14 protein-coding genes, 1 tRNA gene and 1 other annotated feature are annotated in these 13,699 nt (G+C 33.7%); of the genes, 4 read left to right on the top strand and 11 right to left on the bottom strand.

The window, feature by feature from the left end:
- Positions 1 to 79: 79 nt before the first annotated feature.
- Positions 80 to 155, bottom strand: a tRNA-Val gene (locus IKZ35_04020).
- Between the two features lie 207 nt (positions 156 to 362).
- Positions 363 to 2,579 carry a PBP1A family penicillin-binding protein gene (locus IKZ35_04025; GenBank protein ID MBR4893130.1) on the bottom strand — a complete coding sequence of 739 codons (2,217 nt, stop codon included), beginning with the start codon at positions 2,577 to 2,579 and terminating at the stop codon, positions 363 to 365.
- 140 nt (positions 2,580 to 2,719) lie between these two features.
- Between IKZ35_04025 and IKZ35_04030 the strand changes: the two genes are divergently transcribed.
- Positions 2,720 to 3,304 carry a hypothetical protein gene (locus tag IKZ35_04030; GenBank protein MBR4893131.1) on the top strand — a complete coding sequence of 195 codons (585 nt, stop codon included), beginning with the start codon at positions 2,720 to 2,722 and terminating at the stop codon, positions 3,302 to 3,304.
- A gap of 43 nt (positions 3,305 to 3,347) precedes the next feature.
- Here the strand turns inward: IKZ35_04030 and nagA are convergent, their stop codons facing one another.
- Genes nagA through IKZ35_04045 form a run of 3 tightly spaced genes read right to left on the bottom strand, consistent with a single transcriptional unit; the run spans position 3,348 to position 6,487 of the window.
- A complete protein-coding gene (nagA, locus tag IKZ35_04035; protein ID MBR4893132.1) occupies positions 3,348 to 4,538 on the bottom strand; it encodes an N-acetylglucosamine-6-phosphate deacetylase in 1,191 nt (396 codons plus the stop codon).
- An 11-nt stretch (positions 4,539 to 4,549) separates the two neighbouring features.
- Positions 4,550 to 5,431 carry a Gfo/Idh/MocA family oxidoreductase gene (locus IKZ35_04040; GenBank protein MBR4893133.1) on the bottom strand — a complete coding sequence of 294 codons (882 nt, stop codon included), beginning with the start codon at positions 5,429 to 5,431 and terminating at the stop codon, positions 4,550 to 4,552.
- Positions 5,432 to 5,458: 27 nt separating this feature from the next.
- Positions 5,459 to 6,487, bottom strand: a complete 1,029-nt coding sequence (locus tag IKZ35_04045; protein MBR4893134.1) for a Gfo/Idh/MocA family oxidoreductase — start codon at positions 6,485 to 6,487, stop codon at positions 5,459 to 5,461.
- A gap of 246 nt (positions 6,488 to 6,733) precedes the next feature.
- Here IKZ35_04045 and polA point away from each other — a divergent pair, with 246 nt between their 5' ends.
- Genes polA through IKZ35_04060 form a run of 3 tightly spaced genes read left to right on the top strand, consistent with a single transcriptional unit; the run spans position 6,734 to position 10,420 of the window.
- Complete coding sequence (gene polA / locus IKZ35_04050; protein ID MBR4893135.1) at positions 6,734 to 9,253, top strand: DNA polymerase I; 2,520 nt, start codon at positions 6,734 to 6,736, stop codon at positions 9,251 to 9,253.
- A 14-nt stretch (positions 9,254 to 9,267) separates the two neighbouring features.
- Positions 9,268 to 10,074, top strand: coding sequence for a DUF975 family protein (locus IKZ35_04055; GenBank protein MBR4893136.1), 807 nt, complete (start codon positions 9,268 to 9,270; stop codon positions 10,072 to 10,074).
- Between the two features lies 1 nt (position 10,075).
- Complete coding sequence (locus IKZ35_04060; GenBank protein ID MBR4893137.1) at positions 10,076 to 10,420, top strand: hypothetical protein; 345 nt, start codon at positions 10,076 to 10,078, stop codon at positions 10,418 to 10,420.
- A 58-nt stretch (positions 10,421 to 10,478) separates the two neighbouring features.
- On the opposite strand, the gene IKZ35_04065 is transcribed toward IKZ35_04060, so the two are convergent.
- The 6 genes from IKZ35_04065 to IKZ35_04090 form a co-directional block, all read right to left on the bottom strand.
- Positions 10,479 to 10,805, bottom strand: a complete 327-nt coding sequence (locus IKZ35_04065) for an AzlD domain-containing protein (protein ID MBR4893138.1) — start codon at positions 10,803 to 10,805, stop codon at positions 10,479 to 10,481.
- Positions 10,802 to 11,476 carry an AzlC family ABC transporter permease gene (locus tag IKZ35_04070; protein MBR4893139.1) on the bottom strand — a complete coding sequence of 225 codons (675 nt, stop codon included), beginning with the start codon at positions 11,474 to 11,476 and terminating at the stop codon, positions 10,802 to 10,804. Before IKZ35_04070 ends, IKZ35_04065 begins: the two co-directional genes overlap by 4 nt.
- Positions 11,477 to 11,613: 137 nt before the next feature.
- On the bottom strand, positions 11,614 to 11,991 hold the full coding sequence (gene rplL, locus IKZ35_04075) for a 50S ribosomal protein L7/L12 (protein MBR4893140.1): 378 nt from the start codon (positions 11,989 to 11,991) through the stop codon (positions 11,614 to 11,616).
- A 46-nt stretch (positions 11,992 to 12,037) separates the two neighbouring features.
- Complete coding sequence (gene rplJ / locus IKZ35_04080; GenBank protein MBR4893141.1) at positions 12,038 to 12,541, bottom strand: 50S ribosomal protein L10; 504 nt, start codon at positions 12,539 to 12,541, stop codon at positions 12,038 to 12,040.
- A gap of 22 nt (positions 12,542 to 12,563) precedes the next feature.
- Positions 12,564 to 12,688, bottom strand: a sequence feature (ribosomal protein L10 leader region).
- A gap of 28 nt (positions 12,689 to 12,716) precedes the next feature.
- Positions 12,717 to 13,412 (bottom strand): 50S ribosomal protein L1, encoded by a 696-nt coding sequence (gene rplA / locus IKZ35_04085; protein MBR4893142.1) that lies wholly within the window; start codon positions 13,410 to 13,412, stop codon positions 12,717 to 12,719.
- 57 nt (positions 13,413 to 13,469) lie between these two features.
- Positions 13,470 to 13,699: 50S ribosomal protein L11 (locus IKZ35_04090; GenBank protein MBR4893143.1), on the bottom strand; the 230-nt coding region annotated here is incomplete at its 5' end.

The raw sequence follows: 13,699 nt of genomic DNA on the forward strand, positions 1-13,699 counted from the left end.
CCCGGAAGGGACTCGAACCCTCGACCTCTAGCGTGACAGGCTAGCGTTCTAACCAACTGAACTACCGGGCCATAATAGATGGTGGGCGCAATAGGGATCGAACCTATGACCTCCTGCTTGTAAGGCAGATGCTCTCCCAGCTGAGCTATGCGCCCATCTATAATTGCTCTTTCGTAAGCAACAAAAGTATTATATCATAACTATTTTTGAATGTCAACACATTTTTTATAATTTTTTAAAAAAATTTTAAACATTCTTAAGACAAGTTGTATTATACATATTATTATATGTTTTGTCAATGGGTTTTATAACTTTTTATTAAAAAAACAGATGTTTTCACATCTGTTTTTTACTCTTTTAATTTATGCTGCCTGTTGGGTATTTTCTGCATCAGGGGTTTCGATATTTACATCGGTTTCAGGAACAATGTCCCCTTCTGTTATTTCGCCCTGAGGATTTTCTTCCATACTAAAATCAGGATGAACTTCAGAAGGAAGACATATCTCAGTTGGTGCTGATGAATAAGGAACATTGGTAGTAACTGCTGTTGACTCTTTATTTTCGTCAATACAGGTTGGTGCTGCCACTTTACCTGTAACACTGCAGATATCCACGCTTATCATATTATCGCCCAAAGGAAGTGATTTATAAGAAAGCCCTTCATGAACTTTTGACATAACCTTCTTCCATGTTTGCGCGGCAGGGTTACCTGTTATAGAACTCAACGCTTTAGGCTCGTCATAACCGTACCATACTGCACTTACATAATATGGGGTAATACCGACAAACCATCTGTCTTTATTATCATCAGTTGTACCTGTTTTACCACCTACCATAACAGTTGAAAGACCTGCTTCTGTACCTGTTCCGTAAGTTACTACTCTATAAAGCATTCTGCACATATTCTGGGCAGTTTCGGAACTCATAGCGTATATTTTTTTAGGTTTCTTCTCTAAAATTACTCTGCCCATATTATCTATAACCTTAGTATATGTATGAGGCTCTATATAGACGCCATTATTTACAAAGGCTGAATATGCTGCAGTCATTTCATATGTTGTTATTCCGTTGGTAAGACCGCCTAAAGATAAGCCTGATAAGCCATCATTTTTAGACAGTGTGGTAATACCGAGTTTATCAGTCATAAATTTTCTTGATTTTTCAACGCCGAGTTCGTCCAATACCTGAGCTGCAATAGTATTTAACGAACGCTGAACTGCATATTGAATTGTAACAGGGCCTTCAAATTTATTGCCTGAGTTTTTAGGAGTCCACTCATGAGGCTGACCTTTATAGAAAGTGGTACTCTGGTCAACACGAACTGACATTGGTGAGATAATTCCGTATTCTAATGCGGGTGCATACACGGAAATTGGTTTTATGGAAGAGCCTGGCTGCCTTGGAGACATTGTTGCACGGTTTAGAACAAAATCGCCACTTTTACGCCCCACACCACCTGATATACCTTTTACCTGACCTGTATAAGGGTCCATTACAACCATAGAAGACTGGACGCCCGAATGTGGAAAGTTTGATGTATCAATATACACCGAGTCCATTTTTCTTTGTATTGACGGATCGATAGTTGCATATATTTCAAATCCGCCTGTATGGATAAGTTTAAGTGCAGTTTCCCTGTCATACCCTTTTTGCTCAACAAGGTCGTCTGCTACTTCCGTAATAACCTGGTCTACAAAATATGAGTTATAATTTTTACCGTCGTTTAAATTTTCTGTTATTAAATTAAGTTTTTCATTAAGTGCTTCTTCGTACTCATCTTTTGTTATATACTCAAGTTCATACATTTTTTTAAGAACAAGTTTCTGCTTTTCCTTATTGTTCTCAGGGTTTAAGAACGGGTCATATCTTGTCGGATACTGTGTTATACCCACTATTGCTGCCGCTTCTGCCACTGTAAGTTCCATAGGCTCTTTATTAAAATAAATTCTTGAAGCAGCGCCTACTCCGTTACAGCCCTGCGACAGATATATGGTATTAAGATAAAGTTCTAAAATCTGCTCTTTTGACATTTGCTTTTCTAATCTGAAAGAATTCCAGATTTCTTTAACTTTACGGGTAACTGACCTGTCATCCTGCCCTGTAACATTTTTAACCAACTGCTGTGTAATGGTACTTCCACCGTAAGCTGATTCTTTATCAATAATATAATAGATAAAGGCACCGAATGTTCTTTTTAAGTCTACCCCGCCATGCTCATAAAAACGCTCATCTTCTATGGCAACTGCTGCATCTTTTAAATGCTTAGGCATTTCTGTAATAGATACCCATACTCTGTTTTCATTAAGATATATATTATCAAGATTTTCATAATTGCCTGTTTTAGGGTTTTCATAAAAAATCTGACCACTGTAATTTCTAAGATAACCGTCAATATCAATATTTTCACTCGTTGCAGAGGCAACTGTTATTACAACATAAATTAACCCCACTGCAAACACCCATAAAAACAATGTGATAAATAATTTTATAAGCCTTTTATTTAATTTTGACTTTTTCTTTTTCTTCTTTGAACCCATAGAGGTTTTTTCATATACATTTTCATCTTTTGTACCAGGCATAAAATACACCTCCGTAAATTTAAGTAAACATACCTTTATACCTTGATTATACCATAAAAAAAATAAAAATAAAGAGATATTTTAAAGTTTGTATATTTTATATGAATTTTGCCAAAAATAGATTAACAGAAGGTGATTTTATGTACAACTATTACTCTTACAGGAAGAAAAAACCATTAGGGCTTATTATAACCGTTTGCGTTTGCGTATTCCTTATTTTACTGACGGCTTTTTTTATATTTTTTAATTTAACCGAGCCTTTAAATTTAAGGGATAAAAAGATAGACGAAGACGGTTCACAAAACGTGTCTAAAAACAACATAGAGAAAAATATGGTATTATATGACAAAAATGCCGAACTTCATCTTACAGAGTATTTTGTATGCGGACACAGCACAATTTCAAATACAATTATCCCTGATAATTTTATCAGTAAAACTATTGACCAGATAAAAGAAGAAAACCCTAACATTGAGGTAACAGGATATAACGAAAACTCCATTTCTGCAATACGATATTCTTCTATGGAATGTGATAATCATTTTATAATAATCTTAAGGGGAAATTCTTTGGTAGCATATAACAAAAAAGACCCTTCAAATGTTATTAAATCTATTAAAATAAATTTAATAGAATACAGTAGTGATGACATTGCCATTTTAAAAGGTGGCATTGAGGTAAATTCCCAAGAGGAAATGCTTGAATTTTTTGAAGATTTTGCTTAAAAAAAGGATGCAGTTAAATTAACTGCATCCTTTTATAAGGTTTTTACGCTTTATAAATTGTACGACCTTCGCTGATAGTCATTTCGATATTAATATTATCGTCAAATACAACCAAATCAGCATCTTTTGAAAGTGCAATACTTCCCTTTTTATTATCAATCTTAACAAATCTTGCAGGGACAATAGTCATCATTTTAACAGCGTCAAGAAGTGGAACATCAGCAAGTTTATACATAGTTCTGACTAATCTGTCAGTAGTACAAACACTACCTGCAAAAGCAGTTCTGTCCATAAGTTTTGCAACTCCGCCTTCGATGATAACTTTCTGACCGTCTTTTAAGCTTCCTAAGATACTTTCCTGACCGTCAGGCATACCTGCACCTCTCATAGAGTCGGTAACAAGAGCAATTCTTTCTGCACCTTTTGATTTGTAGACAAGTTTTAACAGTTCTTTTGGAAGATGATGACCGTCTGCAATAATTTCAACGTTCATACCATCTATTACATAACCGCTTTCTATAACTCCAAGTTTACGGTAACCACCTTCTCTTACTATAGTAGACATACCTGAATAAAAATGAGTTATAAGATTAAAACCGTTTTCATATGCTAAAACAACATCTTCATATTTCGCGTTTGAGTGAGCGATAGATGCTAAAATGCCCTGTTCTTTAAGATATGCGCCAAACTCGGTTGAACCCGGAAGTTCTGGAGCAGCACTCCATCTTATAATATTACCGTAAGATTTACTTACAATTTCTTCATAGTCTTCCTTAACAGGAGATTTTAGATATCTTGGGTCCTGAGCACCAGCCTGAAGAGGACTGAAATACGGACCTTCCAAATGAAGACCGATAAGTTTTGCTCCGTCAAACTCCATTTGTTTAACCTGATTAAAAATCTCAAAGGTGTTAAGCAATTCTTCATTTGTACTGGTTAAGGTAGTTGGTAAAAGCGCAGTTGTTCCGTGTTTTGCATGGGTTGTTGCTGCTGTTATATAAGCATCAACTGTTCCATCCATAAAGTCTGCTCCGCCGCCACCGTGACAGTGGATATCTACAAAACCAGGGGCGATATATTTACCGCATACATCTATTTTTTCTCCGTCAAAAGATGATGGGTTAAAATCAACTCCCACTTGTGTAATTTTACCATTCTCAAAAACAACATAACCATTATCGATTATTCTTTCTGAGGTAATAACCTTGCCGTTATATAAACATTTTTTACCCATTTAGTTTACTCCTATTTAATTAGTTCGCAAAGCTCAACTTCTCTGTCTTCATCAAGTGATTTTTTAATAGCGTTAAGAACATATACAGGTTTAACCAAATCGTCAAATGATAAAGGCATTTTCTTAGTTTTAAGCATTTCAACAAATTTAGCAAAACCAAGTCTGTAAATGAAAGAAATATCAACTTCTACATTACATGCTTTATCAAGACCGTAAACAGTAATATGGAATGAAGGACAAAGATTATTAAACGCTAAAGATACCATTCTGTCTTCATACTTAACGATTACAAGAGAGTTTTTAGGTGCAACAGTTTTTGCTGTAACACTCTTTACATCGTAACCGAAAACTGAAAGCATCATTTCAATTAAGTGTGAACCGTAGAAGAATATTCCACCGTATTCACTTTCCAAATCTCCAGGGAAGTTAATACATCCACCAGAAACTGCACCTAATCTGCCTGATTCTACTTTATCTTTTAATGTAAGAATTTCGTAATTGTATTTAAGAGTTGAACCACCTGTGATAAGAGTGTTGTTTCTTTCAACTGCTTCTCTTAAAATTTCGATATCTTCCAAAGATTCGCAAACTGGTTTATCAAGCCATACAGGAAGACCTGCTTCGATAAACGGAAGAATTTCAGGAACGTGAAGAGCACCTCTTCTGTAAACAACCATAACAGCGTCTACCTTGCCTAAAAATTCTTTAGGGTCTTTTGCGATATACGGAATTTTACCGATTTCGGCAACTTCTTTAGTGTGAGCAGGGTCATCGTCTCTGCCATATATACATTCTATTCTGACATCATCACCATATGCTTTTTCAACATTACATAATGTTGCAAAATGCTGAGCATGTGAGTTATCTGAACCTAAAATACCAACTCTGAACATAATAAATTCCCTCTCTGTCTTTTAATTTTATAAAGTGATTTCTCTCTTTTCGTCTGAAGACTTATAAATAGCAAGTATTAAGTCAACTGCTTTTCTTGCGTTACGAGGAGTAACTGCAGGGTCTGTATCGTTAATAACTGCATTTGCCATATCCTGAAGAGGAATAACGTGAGATGTTGCAGGTAATTTTGTAGGGTCATCTTTCATTTCGAATACAGGGTCGATAATTTCAGGAGCAGTTTCGTCGCTTCCTTCGATTTCCCATTGTAAAATACCTGTATCAGAAACGATAATTGTACCTTTTTCACAGTGAATTTCAAGTCTTGTATCCTGAGCAGGATATACAGAAGTTGTACCTTCGATGTTACCGATAGCACCGTTTTTAAATTTAAGTGATGCGATAGCAGTATCTTCAACTACGATATCTCTTGCCTGAGTTTCACATCTTGCAAATACGCTTTCAACGTCCCCAGCAATCCATGTAAGAAGGTCGATACCGTGAACGCCCTGATTCATTAACGCTCCGCCACCGTCAAGTTCCCAAGTTGCTCTCCAACCAGCGCTGTTATAATATTCCTGACTTCTGTAATATTTTAAGTAAGCATCTGCTAAGATTACTTTACCAAATCTTCCGCTGTCGATTGCTTCTTTAACTGCGATAAACTTATTGTCGCATCTTCTCTGGAATACGCAACCCATTTTAACGCCTTTTTTCTCTATGTATTCAACTAAATCGTCCATTTTTTCTTTTGTGATTTCCATTGGTTTTTCACAAAGAATTGCTTTACCTGCATCGGCTACTGCTTTACACATTTCACCGTGCATACCTGATGGTGTACAAATAGATACAACATCTATATTAGGGTCTTTTAACATTTCGTGATAATCTGTGTAGATTTTTTCTGCGTGATATTCTTCTGCTTTTTCTTTTGCTTTTTCTTCGATAATATCACATACTGCATAAAGTTTTGTGTTTTCACAAATTGCGATTGCATCACAGTGAGATTTTGAAATAACACCGCAACCTATGACTGCCCAATTAAGAATTCTTCCCATAATAATTACTTCCTTTCGCCTTGTTAAAATTTTTGTTTATTATAATATTTTTTCGCTTTGTTTTACCCTGCCCTTATTATTGGAATACCAAAGGCAGATAAGCCCTTTTACTTCATATGTATTATACTAAACTTATATTTTTATGTCAATAGTTTATCCCTTAAATATTAATCACTCTTTTTTAAATATTTTATTATTGATAATAATATAATTTTAGATTATAATATACTAAAAGAGGTGGCAAAATTGGAAAAATTACTTATTATTGACGGAAACAGTATATTAAATCGTGCATTTTACGGAATAAGGCCTTTAACTACAAAAGAGGGCATCCCTACAAATGCAATTTTCGGATTTTTAAATATCTTACTAAAAGTTATAGAAGAGTCAAAACCAGAGTATATAACTGTTGCTTTTGACGTGTCTAAAAAGACTTTTCGAAATGACTTATATGATTTATATAAGGCTAACAGAAAAGGTATGCCTGACGACCTTGCCACTCAACTGCCCATTATAAAAGATGTGCTTGACAGTCTTAATATTTCCCATATAGGACTTGAGGGGTATGAGGCAGACGATATTATAGGAACAGTTTCAAATATATGTGAAACTAAAAATATAAAGTGTGAAATTTTAACGGGAGATAAAGATGATTTGCAACTTTGCTCGGATAATACAATCGTTTTACTTGTTACCACTCAGGGCGGAAAGACCAGCACAGTTTCATACAATACATCAGGAGTTTTATATAAATACGGAGTTTCGCCTAAGGAATTTATTGATTTAAAAGGTCTTATGGGAGACAGTTCAGATAATATTCCAGGCGTTAGGGGGGTTGGTGAAAAAACTGCAATTTCTTTAATAAAAGAATTTAAGTCTATTGAAAATCTTTACGAAAATTTAGACTCCCCTTTAATTAAAAAATCAGTAAAAGAAAAACTCTTAGAAAACAAGGATATGGCATTTTTATCTAAAAAACTTGCCACAATAGATAGATTTGTACCAATAAGTATTGATTTTAATGAATTTAAAGTTTCTTCGCCTAAGGAAGACGCTGTTTTACTGTTTGAAAAATTAGAACTTAATACTTTTATTAAAAGGCTTGGGTTTGATACAAAAAAAGAAGAGGTAAATGATTTTAAAATTGAATATGAAACGGATACTTCTTTTATAAAAAACGCAACTCATCTATTCTATTTAATAAATGAGAGCGAAATAATCATAAATTCCAACAGTAAAATATTAAAACTTTCTTTTGAAAAAGACTTTGAACTTCTTAAACAGATATTTGAGGATAAAAATGTTTCCAAAATCACATATAATGCTAAAGAACACATTATATATCTAAATTCTATCAAAATAAATTATTCAGGTAAGATTTTTGATATTAAACTTGCAAACTATCTTCTTGACCCTGCTTCAGAGGGAAGACTTAGTGCAATTATTTATTCTGTAATAAATAAATCATGTGAGAAAGATGAGGAATTTGTATATCATTTCCCTGAAGTATTTAACAAATTAAGCGACAGTCTTGATGAAAATAATTTATCCAAACTTTATTACGATATTGAACTTCCTGTTATGAAAATACTTGCGAGTATGCAGATAAGAGGAATTAAAATTGACGTACCTGCGCTAAACGATTTAAGCAAAAAGTTTGAAGAAAAGATATCAGACCTTACTTATGAAATTTATAAGATATCTGGCGAAGAATTTAATATTAACTCAACCAAACAGTTAAGCGTTATATTATTTGAAAAAATTGGTCTTAAACCGTCAAAGAAAACCAAGACAGGTTACAGCACTGACAACTCTGTTTTGGAAAATCTTAAGGGAGAGCATCCTGTTATAGACCTTATTTTAGAATACAGAACAATAGCGAAGTTAAAGTCAACATATGTTGATTCTTTACTGTCTTTATGCGATGAAAACGGAAATTTACATTCTAATTTTCATCAGACAGTTACCCAGACAGGCAGATTATCGTCATCAGATCCTAATTTGCAAAATATTCCTCAAAGAATTGAACTTGGAAGACAGATTAGAAAACTTTTTACTCCTGTTGGCAATGGCAATGTTTTTGTATCTGCGGACTATTCGCAGATTGAATTAAGAGTTCTTGCTCAGATTTGCGGAGACGAAAATCTTATTAATGCATTTAATAATAATGAGGATATTCATGCTCAGGCTGCTTCAAAGATTTACTCGGTGGATATAAAAGATGTTACCAAAGAAATGAGAGCAAATGCCAAAATGGTTAATTTTGGTCTTTTGTACGGAAAGAGCGAATTTACTCTTGCAAAAGATTTACAGGTTTCAAGAAAAGAGGCAAAGGATATTATAGATACTTATTTTACAAAATATCCTGACATAAGAAAATATATGTATGACATTGTAGAGTTTGCAAAAGAAAACGGATATGTCAAAACTCTGCTTGGAAGAATCAGGTATATTAAAGAATTGTCTGACAGAAATTATATGACAAGGCTTTCAGGAGAGCGAATAGCGCTTAACACTCCTATTCAGGGAACCGCGGCAGACATTATGAAAATCGCTATGATAAAAACACAAAAAGAATTGCAAAAACTTAATTTAAATGCTAAAATAGTATTACAGATTCACGACGAACTTGTTATAGAAACAACGAAAGAAGATTTACAAAAGGTAAAAGAGGTACTTATAAATTCTATGGAAAATGCTGTTAAAATAAATGTTCCTCTTACGGTTTCTTGTATGTCGGGCGATAATCTGTATGAACTTAAATAATTAAGAGGTTATTTATGCGTCCATATAAATATTTTAAAACTATTGCGAAAATGAGGCTTACGGGGAAATATATAAAATGTATTGTTGCATTTTTATTTGTTACCCTGCTTACTAATTTATTAACTATTTTGCCGGGTAAGATAAATTTAGATATGTATCAGTATTTAATTTTTTCTATCCCCTCTTATCTTATACTTATTCCATGCTTCAGAATGGGAGCGATAGGAATTGTATTTAATTCACTTGAAAATAAAGATGCTCCTTTTGGCAATTTATTTGACGGATTTAAGTATATTTTTAAACTTATTCCAATATTTATTACAAAACTTATTTCCTTTGTGCCGCTTTTTATAACAGGTGTTTTCTTCTATAAATTTGCAAGTGATGATTTAATAAAAGGTATTATAGAGTACACTTCTCATCCTGACCAGAATACTTTAGACAGTTTATCTTTAATTTTAGAAAACAATTCTTTATTTATTACAATGGTTGAGATGTTCTTTGTTTTATCTATGGTTATCTCTATTATTGTAAGTTGTTATATTGCTTTATCGGAATATATATTATATAATGAAAATACATCAGGTATTAAAGCAGTTATAAAAAGTATTAAATTAATGAGAGGGCATATACTATATTACATCGGCTTTAATCTCAGTTTTATATTATGGCATATTGCAGCATCCTTTACATATGGGTTAAGCACACTGTTTTTAAATCCGTATAAAGAAGCCGCTTTTATTATATTTTATAATTATTTAAGGTTTGCTGAGGGCGAAGATATTTCAACCGTTTCAGACGAGCCGATTAAGGAGGAATAATATGAAGAAAAAAAGTTTTATAACTAGTACAATAATTGCAGGAATTGCTGCTGTTGCAGGGGCTGTTGTTTACAAGGTTGCAAAAGACCAGATGACTTTTTCTTGCGACAGATGGGATATTGATATTGCTAAACGTTACAGAATGGCAGATAATCTTATAAGAAGCGAAGCCCTTATAGGCAAAGAAAAAGATGAAGTTTTATCAATACTTGGAATAAACGGGTTAAAGAGCAATACAGATGATGCTATGGAATATTATCTAAATCAGGATACTGAAAATCCTAAACTTTTAATTATTCAATTTGGCGAAGACGGAAAGGTTACAAGCGCAACTGCCTGTGTATAATAAAAGAATTGTTTTAAAAAAGGTGAATCTCAGAATGTGAGATTCACCTTTTAATATTTTATAAAAACTTAATCAGTTCTAAAAATCTTTCGGTAATAAATACAGCTCCACAGGCAGATAAAGATACAATGATCATACTCTTATTCTTAAATGATAAGAATATTGCAACTATTACTCCACACAAGGCAGAAATAAAATTACCTGTTGAATAGAATACTTCAGGAAATGTCATGGCACCTAAAACTGCATATGGAATATAACTGAAAAAAGAGTTAACAAAATTACTTTCTATTTCTTTTCTGAAAAATGCAAGAGGCAACATTCTTATAAGATATGTTATACCTGCCATTAAAAATATACAAATTAAAATTCTCTCGTAGTTCATTTTCTAATCGGGAAATAATATGCACATATTAAAGATGCAACAACCGATGCAATTATTATTACCCAACCTCCCGATATTAAATTTAAAAATGGTGTATATCTAAATATCAAACTAATTAAAACTGATATTAAGATTGCGTAAAAGTAGGGTTTAAATTTTTTTGCCGGAGGAATGATAATGGCTATAAACATTCCATATATAGCAATAGAAAGAGCAGTTCTTATAGTTGGGGGAAGAAGCATACTCGCCCCTGCTCCTGTCAGAGTACCTGTCGACCAGCCTAAAATCGGCAATATTATAAGACCTAAGAAATATTTAAACGACACCTTTTCTTCTCTTTGGCATATAACAGCAAAAACCTCGTCTGTAATACCGAATGAACAAATAAGCCTTTGTAATACAGTCATATTTTTTTCCACTTTCTGAGATATGGCAAAAGACATAAGAAAATATCTTAAGTTTATTATTAAAGTAGTAACTGCAAGTTCAATAAGTGTGCCACCTGCAATAATTATATCAAGCCCTGCAAATTGCCCTGCACTTGTTAAATTAGTCAGGGATATTAAAACTGATGTAAATATCGATAAACCACCCTGAGTGGCAAGTAACCCAAAAGCAAAAGATACGGATATGTATGCAAGTGCTATTGGAACACCATCCTTTAACCCCATTAAAAACTTATCTTTCAATTAAATCACCGTGTTTAATTATAATAAATATAGGGAATTTTGTCAACATAACATAAAGTTTACTTGTACATAAAAAAGACCTTTCGTTTTGAAAGGTCTTTTTTTACTTAAGTATTAAATTACTTTAATTCAACAGTTGCACCAGCAGCAGTTAATTTTTCTTTAATTGCTTCTGCATCTTCTTTAGAAGCGCCTTCTTTAACAGTAGCAGGAACGCCTTCTACCATTTCTTTAGCTTCTTTTAAGCCTAAACCTGTTAATTCTCTAACAACTTTGATAACGTCTAATTTCTTGTCGCCGAAAGCTGTCATAACAACGTCGAATTCTGTTTTTTCTGCACCAGCATCAGCAGCAGCGCCACCAGCAGCAGGAGCAGCAACAGCCATAGCAGAAGCGCTTACGCCAAATTCTTCTTCTAAAGCTTTAACTAATTCGTTTAATTCTAATACTTTTAATTCTTTGATATCTTCCATGATTTTTGTGATTTTTTCACTCATTTTCTTTACCTCCAAATATTTTAATTTTAATAAATTCTTTTTTTAATTATGCTTCTTCAGCAGCTAATTTTTTTGAAATCTGGTCTAAAACGACAACAAGTTTTGTAAGCGGAGAGTTAATACCGCAAACTGCCTGAGCGATAAGAGTATCTCTTCCAGGAATTTTACCTAAAGCGATAACTTCTTCTTTAGACATAACTGCTCCGTCTAAAAATCCCATTTTAACTTCAAGTTTATCATTTCCTTTTGCGAAATCTCCTAATACTTTAGCAGCGATAACTTCATCGTTTGCTAATGCAAGAGCAGTTGGTCTTTCAAGACATTCACCTAAAGATTCAAGGTTTGTTCCTTCAATTGCTCTTTTGATAAGTGTGTTTTTAATAACTTTGTATTCAACACCGGCTTCTCTTAAAAGTTTACGAAGTTTAGTATCTTCTTCAACTGTTAAACCCTGGTAATCAACCAATACACCGGCTGTAGCATTACTGATTTTTTCACTTAATTCAGCAACAACTTGCTTTTTTGCTTCTAAAATTTTTGCACTTGCCATTTTTATATTTCACCTCCGATAAATATAATACAAAAAACCCTTTCCGAAGAACTCAGAAAGGGATTAAAGTAATAACTAAAAAACCATTCCTCAATAGGACTTACGGAATACTCCACCTATCGTCTTCGGATTGATAACAGAGATATTATAACAGAATGATACGACTTTGTCAATACTAATCTGTTAATTTTGAGTTATTTATTTTTATACCAGGTCCCATTGTAGAAGCGATTGCTACACTTCTTAAATACTGACCTTTTGCTGCAGATGGTTTTGCTTTAATTACTGCACCGATTAGTGCATTAAAGTTTTCTGCAATTTTTTCTCCGCCAAATGATACTTTACCGATTGGGCAGTGAATAATATTTGTTTTATCAAGACGGTATTCAATTTTACCGCTTTTTAATTCTGCGATTGCTTTAGCAACATCCATTGTAACTGTACCTGCTTTAGGGTTAGGCATTAAACCTTTTGGACCTAAAACTTTACCGATTCTACCAACAACACCCATCATATCAGGAGTTGCAACGATAACATCGAAATCAAACCAGTTTTCACCCTGGATTTTAGCAACTAATTCTTCAGCACCAACAAAATCAGCACCGTTTTCTTCAGCTTCTTTTGCTTTATCGCCTTTAGCAAAAACTAAAACCTTTGGAACTTTACCTGTTCCGTGAGGAAGTACGATAGCTCCTCTAACCTGCTGATCAGCATGACGAGAGTCAACACCAAGTTTAATGTGTGCTTCAACAGTTTCATCGAATTTAGCTTTAGCTGCGCTTACAACTAATGCACAAGCTTCGTCAACATCGTATAATTTTGTTGAATCGATAAGCTTTGCACTTTCTTGATAATTCTTTCCTCTTTTCATTTTAAAAACCTCCTTGTGGTTAAAATTCGGGATTATACCCTCCCACTTTTACGACTGTTAGTCTTTGACAACGATACCCATACTTCTTGCTGTACCTGCAATCATGCTCATAGCAGATTCAATGTTAGCAGCGTTTAAGTCAGGCATTTTCTGTTCAGCAATTTTTCTTACCTCTTCAGATGAGATTGTTGCAACCTTTGTTTTGTTAGGTACACCAGATCCGCTGTCAATTTTACATGCTTTTTTAAGAAGCACTGCAGCCGGTGGAGTTTTTGTGATAAAACTGA

The sequence above is a fragment of the Clostridia bacterium genome, assembly GCA_017554615.1.
GTDB lineage: Bacteria > Bacillota > Clostridia > UMGS1840 > HGM11507 > SIG450.

Bases quoted from the DNA above. Each gene is read 5' to 3' on its own strand.
- IKZ35_04025 (MBR4893130.1), bottom strand. From the start codon at position 2,579: ATGCCTGGTACAAAAGATGAAAATGTATATGAAAAAACCTCTATGGGT.
- IKZ35_04030 (MBR4893131.1), top strand. From the start codon at position 2,720: ATGTACAACTATTACTCTTACAGGAAGAAAAAACCATTAGGGCTTATT.
- nagA (MBR4893132.1), bottom strand. From the start codon at position 4,538: ATGGGTAAAAAATGTTTATATAACGGCAAGGTTATTACCTCAGAAAGA.
- IKZ35_04040 (MBR4893133.1), bottom strand. From the start codon at position 5,431: ATGTTCAGAGTTGGTATTTTAGGTTCAGATAACTCACATGCTCAGCAT.
- IKZ35_04045 (MBR4893134.1), bottom strand. From the start codon at position 6,487: ATGGGAAGAATTCTTAATTGGGCAGTCATAGGTTGCGGTGTTATTTCA.
- IKZ35_04055 (MBR4893136.1), top strand. From the start codon at position 9,268: ATGCGTCCATATAAATATTTTAAAACTATTGCGAAAATGAGGCTTACG.
- IKZ35_04060 (MBR4893137.1), top strand. From the start codon at position 10,076: ATGAAGAAAAAAAGTTTTATAACTAGTACAATAATTGCAGGAATTGCT.
- IKZ35_04065 (MBR4893138.1), bottom strand. From the start codon at position 10,805: ATGAACTACGAGAGAATTTTAATTTGTATATTTTTAATGGCAGGTATA.
- IKZ35_04070 (MBR4893139.1), bottom strand. From the start codon at position 11,476: ATGGGGTTAAAGGATGGTGTTCCAATAGCACTTGCATACATATCCGTA.
- rplL (MBR4893140.1), bottom strand. From the start codon at position 11,991: ATGAGTGAAAAAATCACAAAAATCATGGAAGATATCAAAGAATTAAAA.
- rplJ (MBR4893141.1), bottom strand. From the start codon at position 12,541: ATGGCAAGTGCAAAAATTTTAGAAGCAAAAAAGCAAGTTGTTGCTGAA.
- rplA (MBR4893142.1), bottom strand. From the start codon at position 13,412: ATGAAAAGAGGAAAGAATTATCAAGAAAGTGCAAAGCTTATCGATTCA.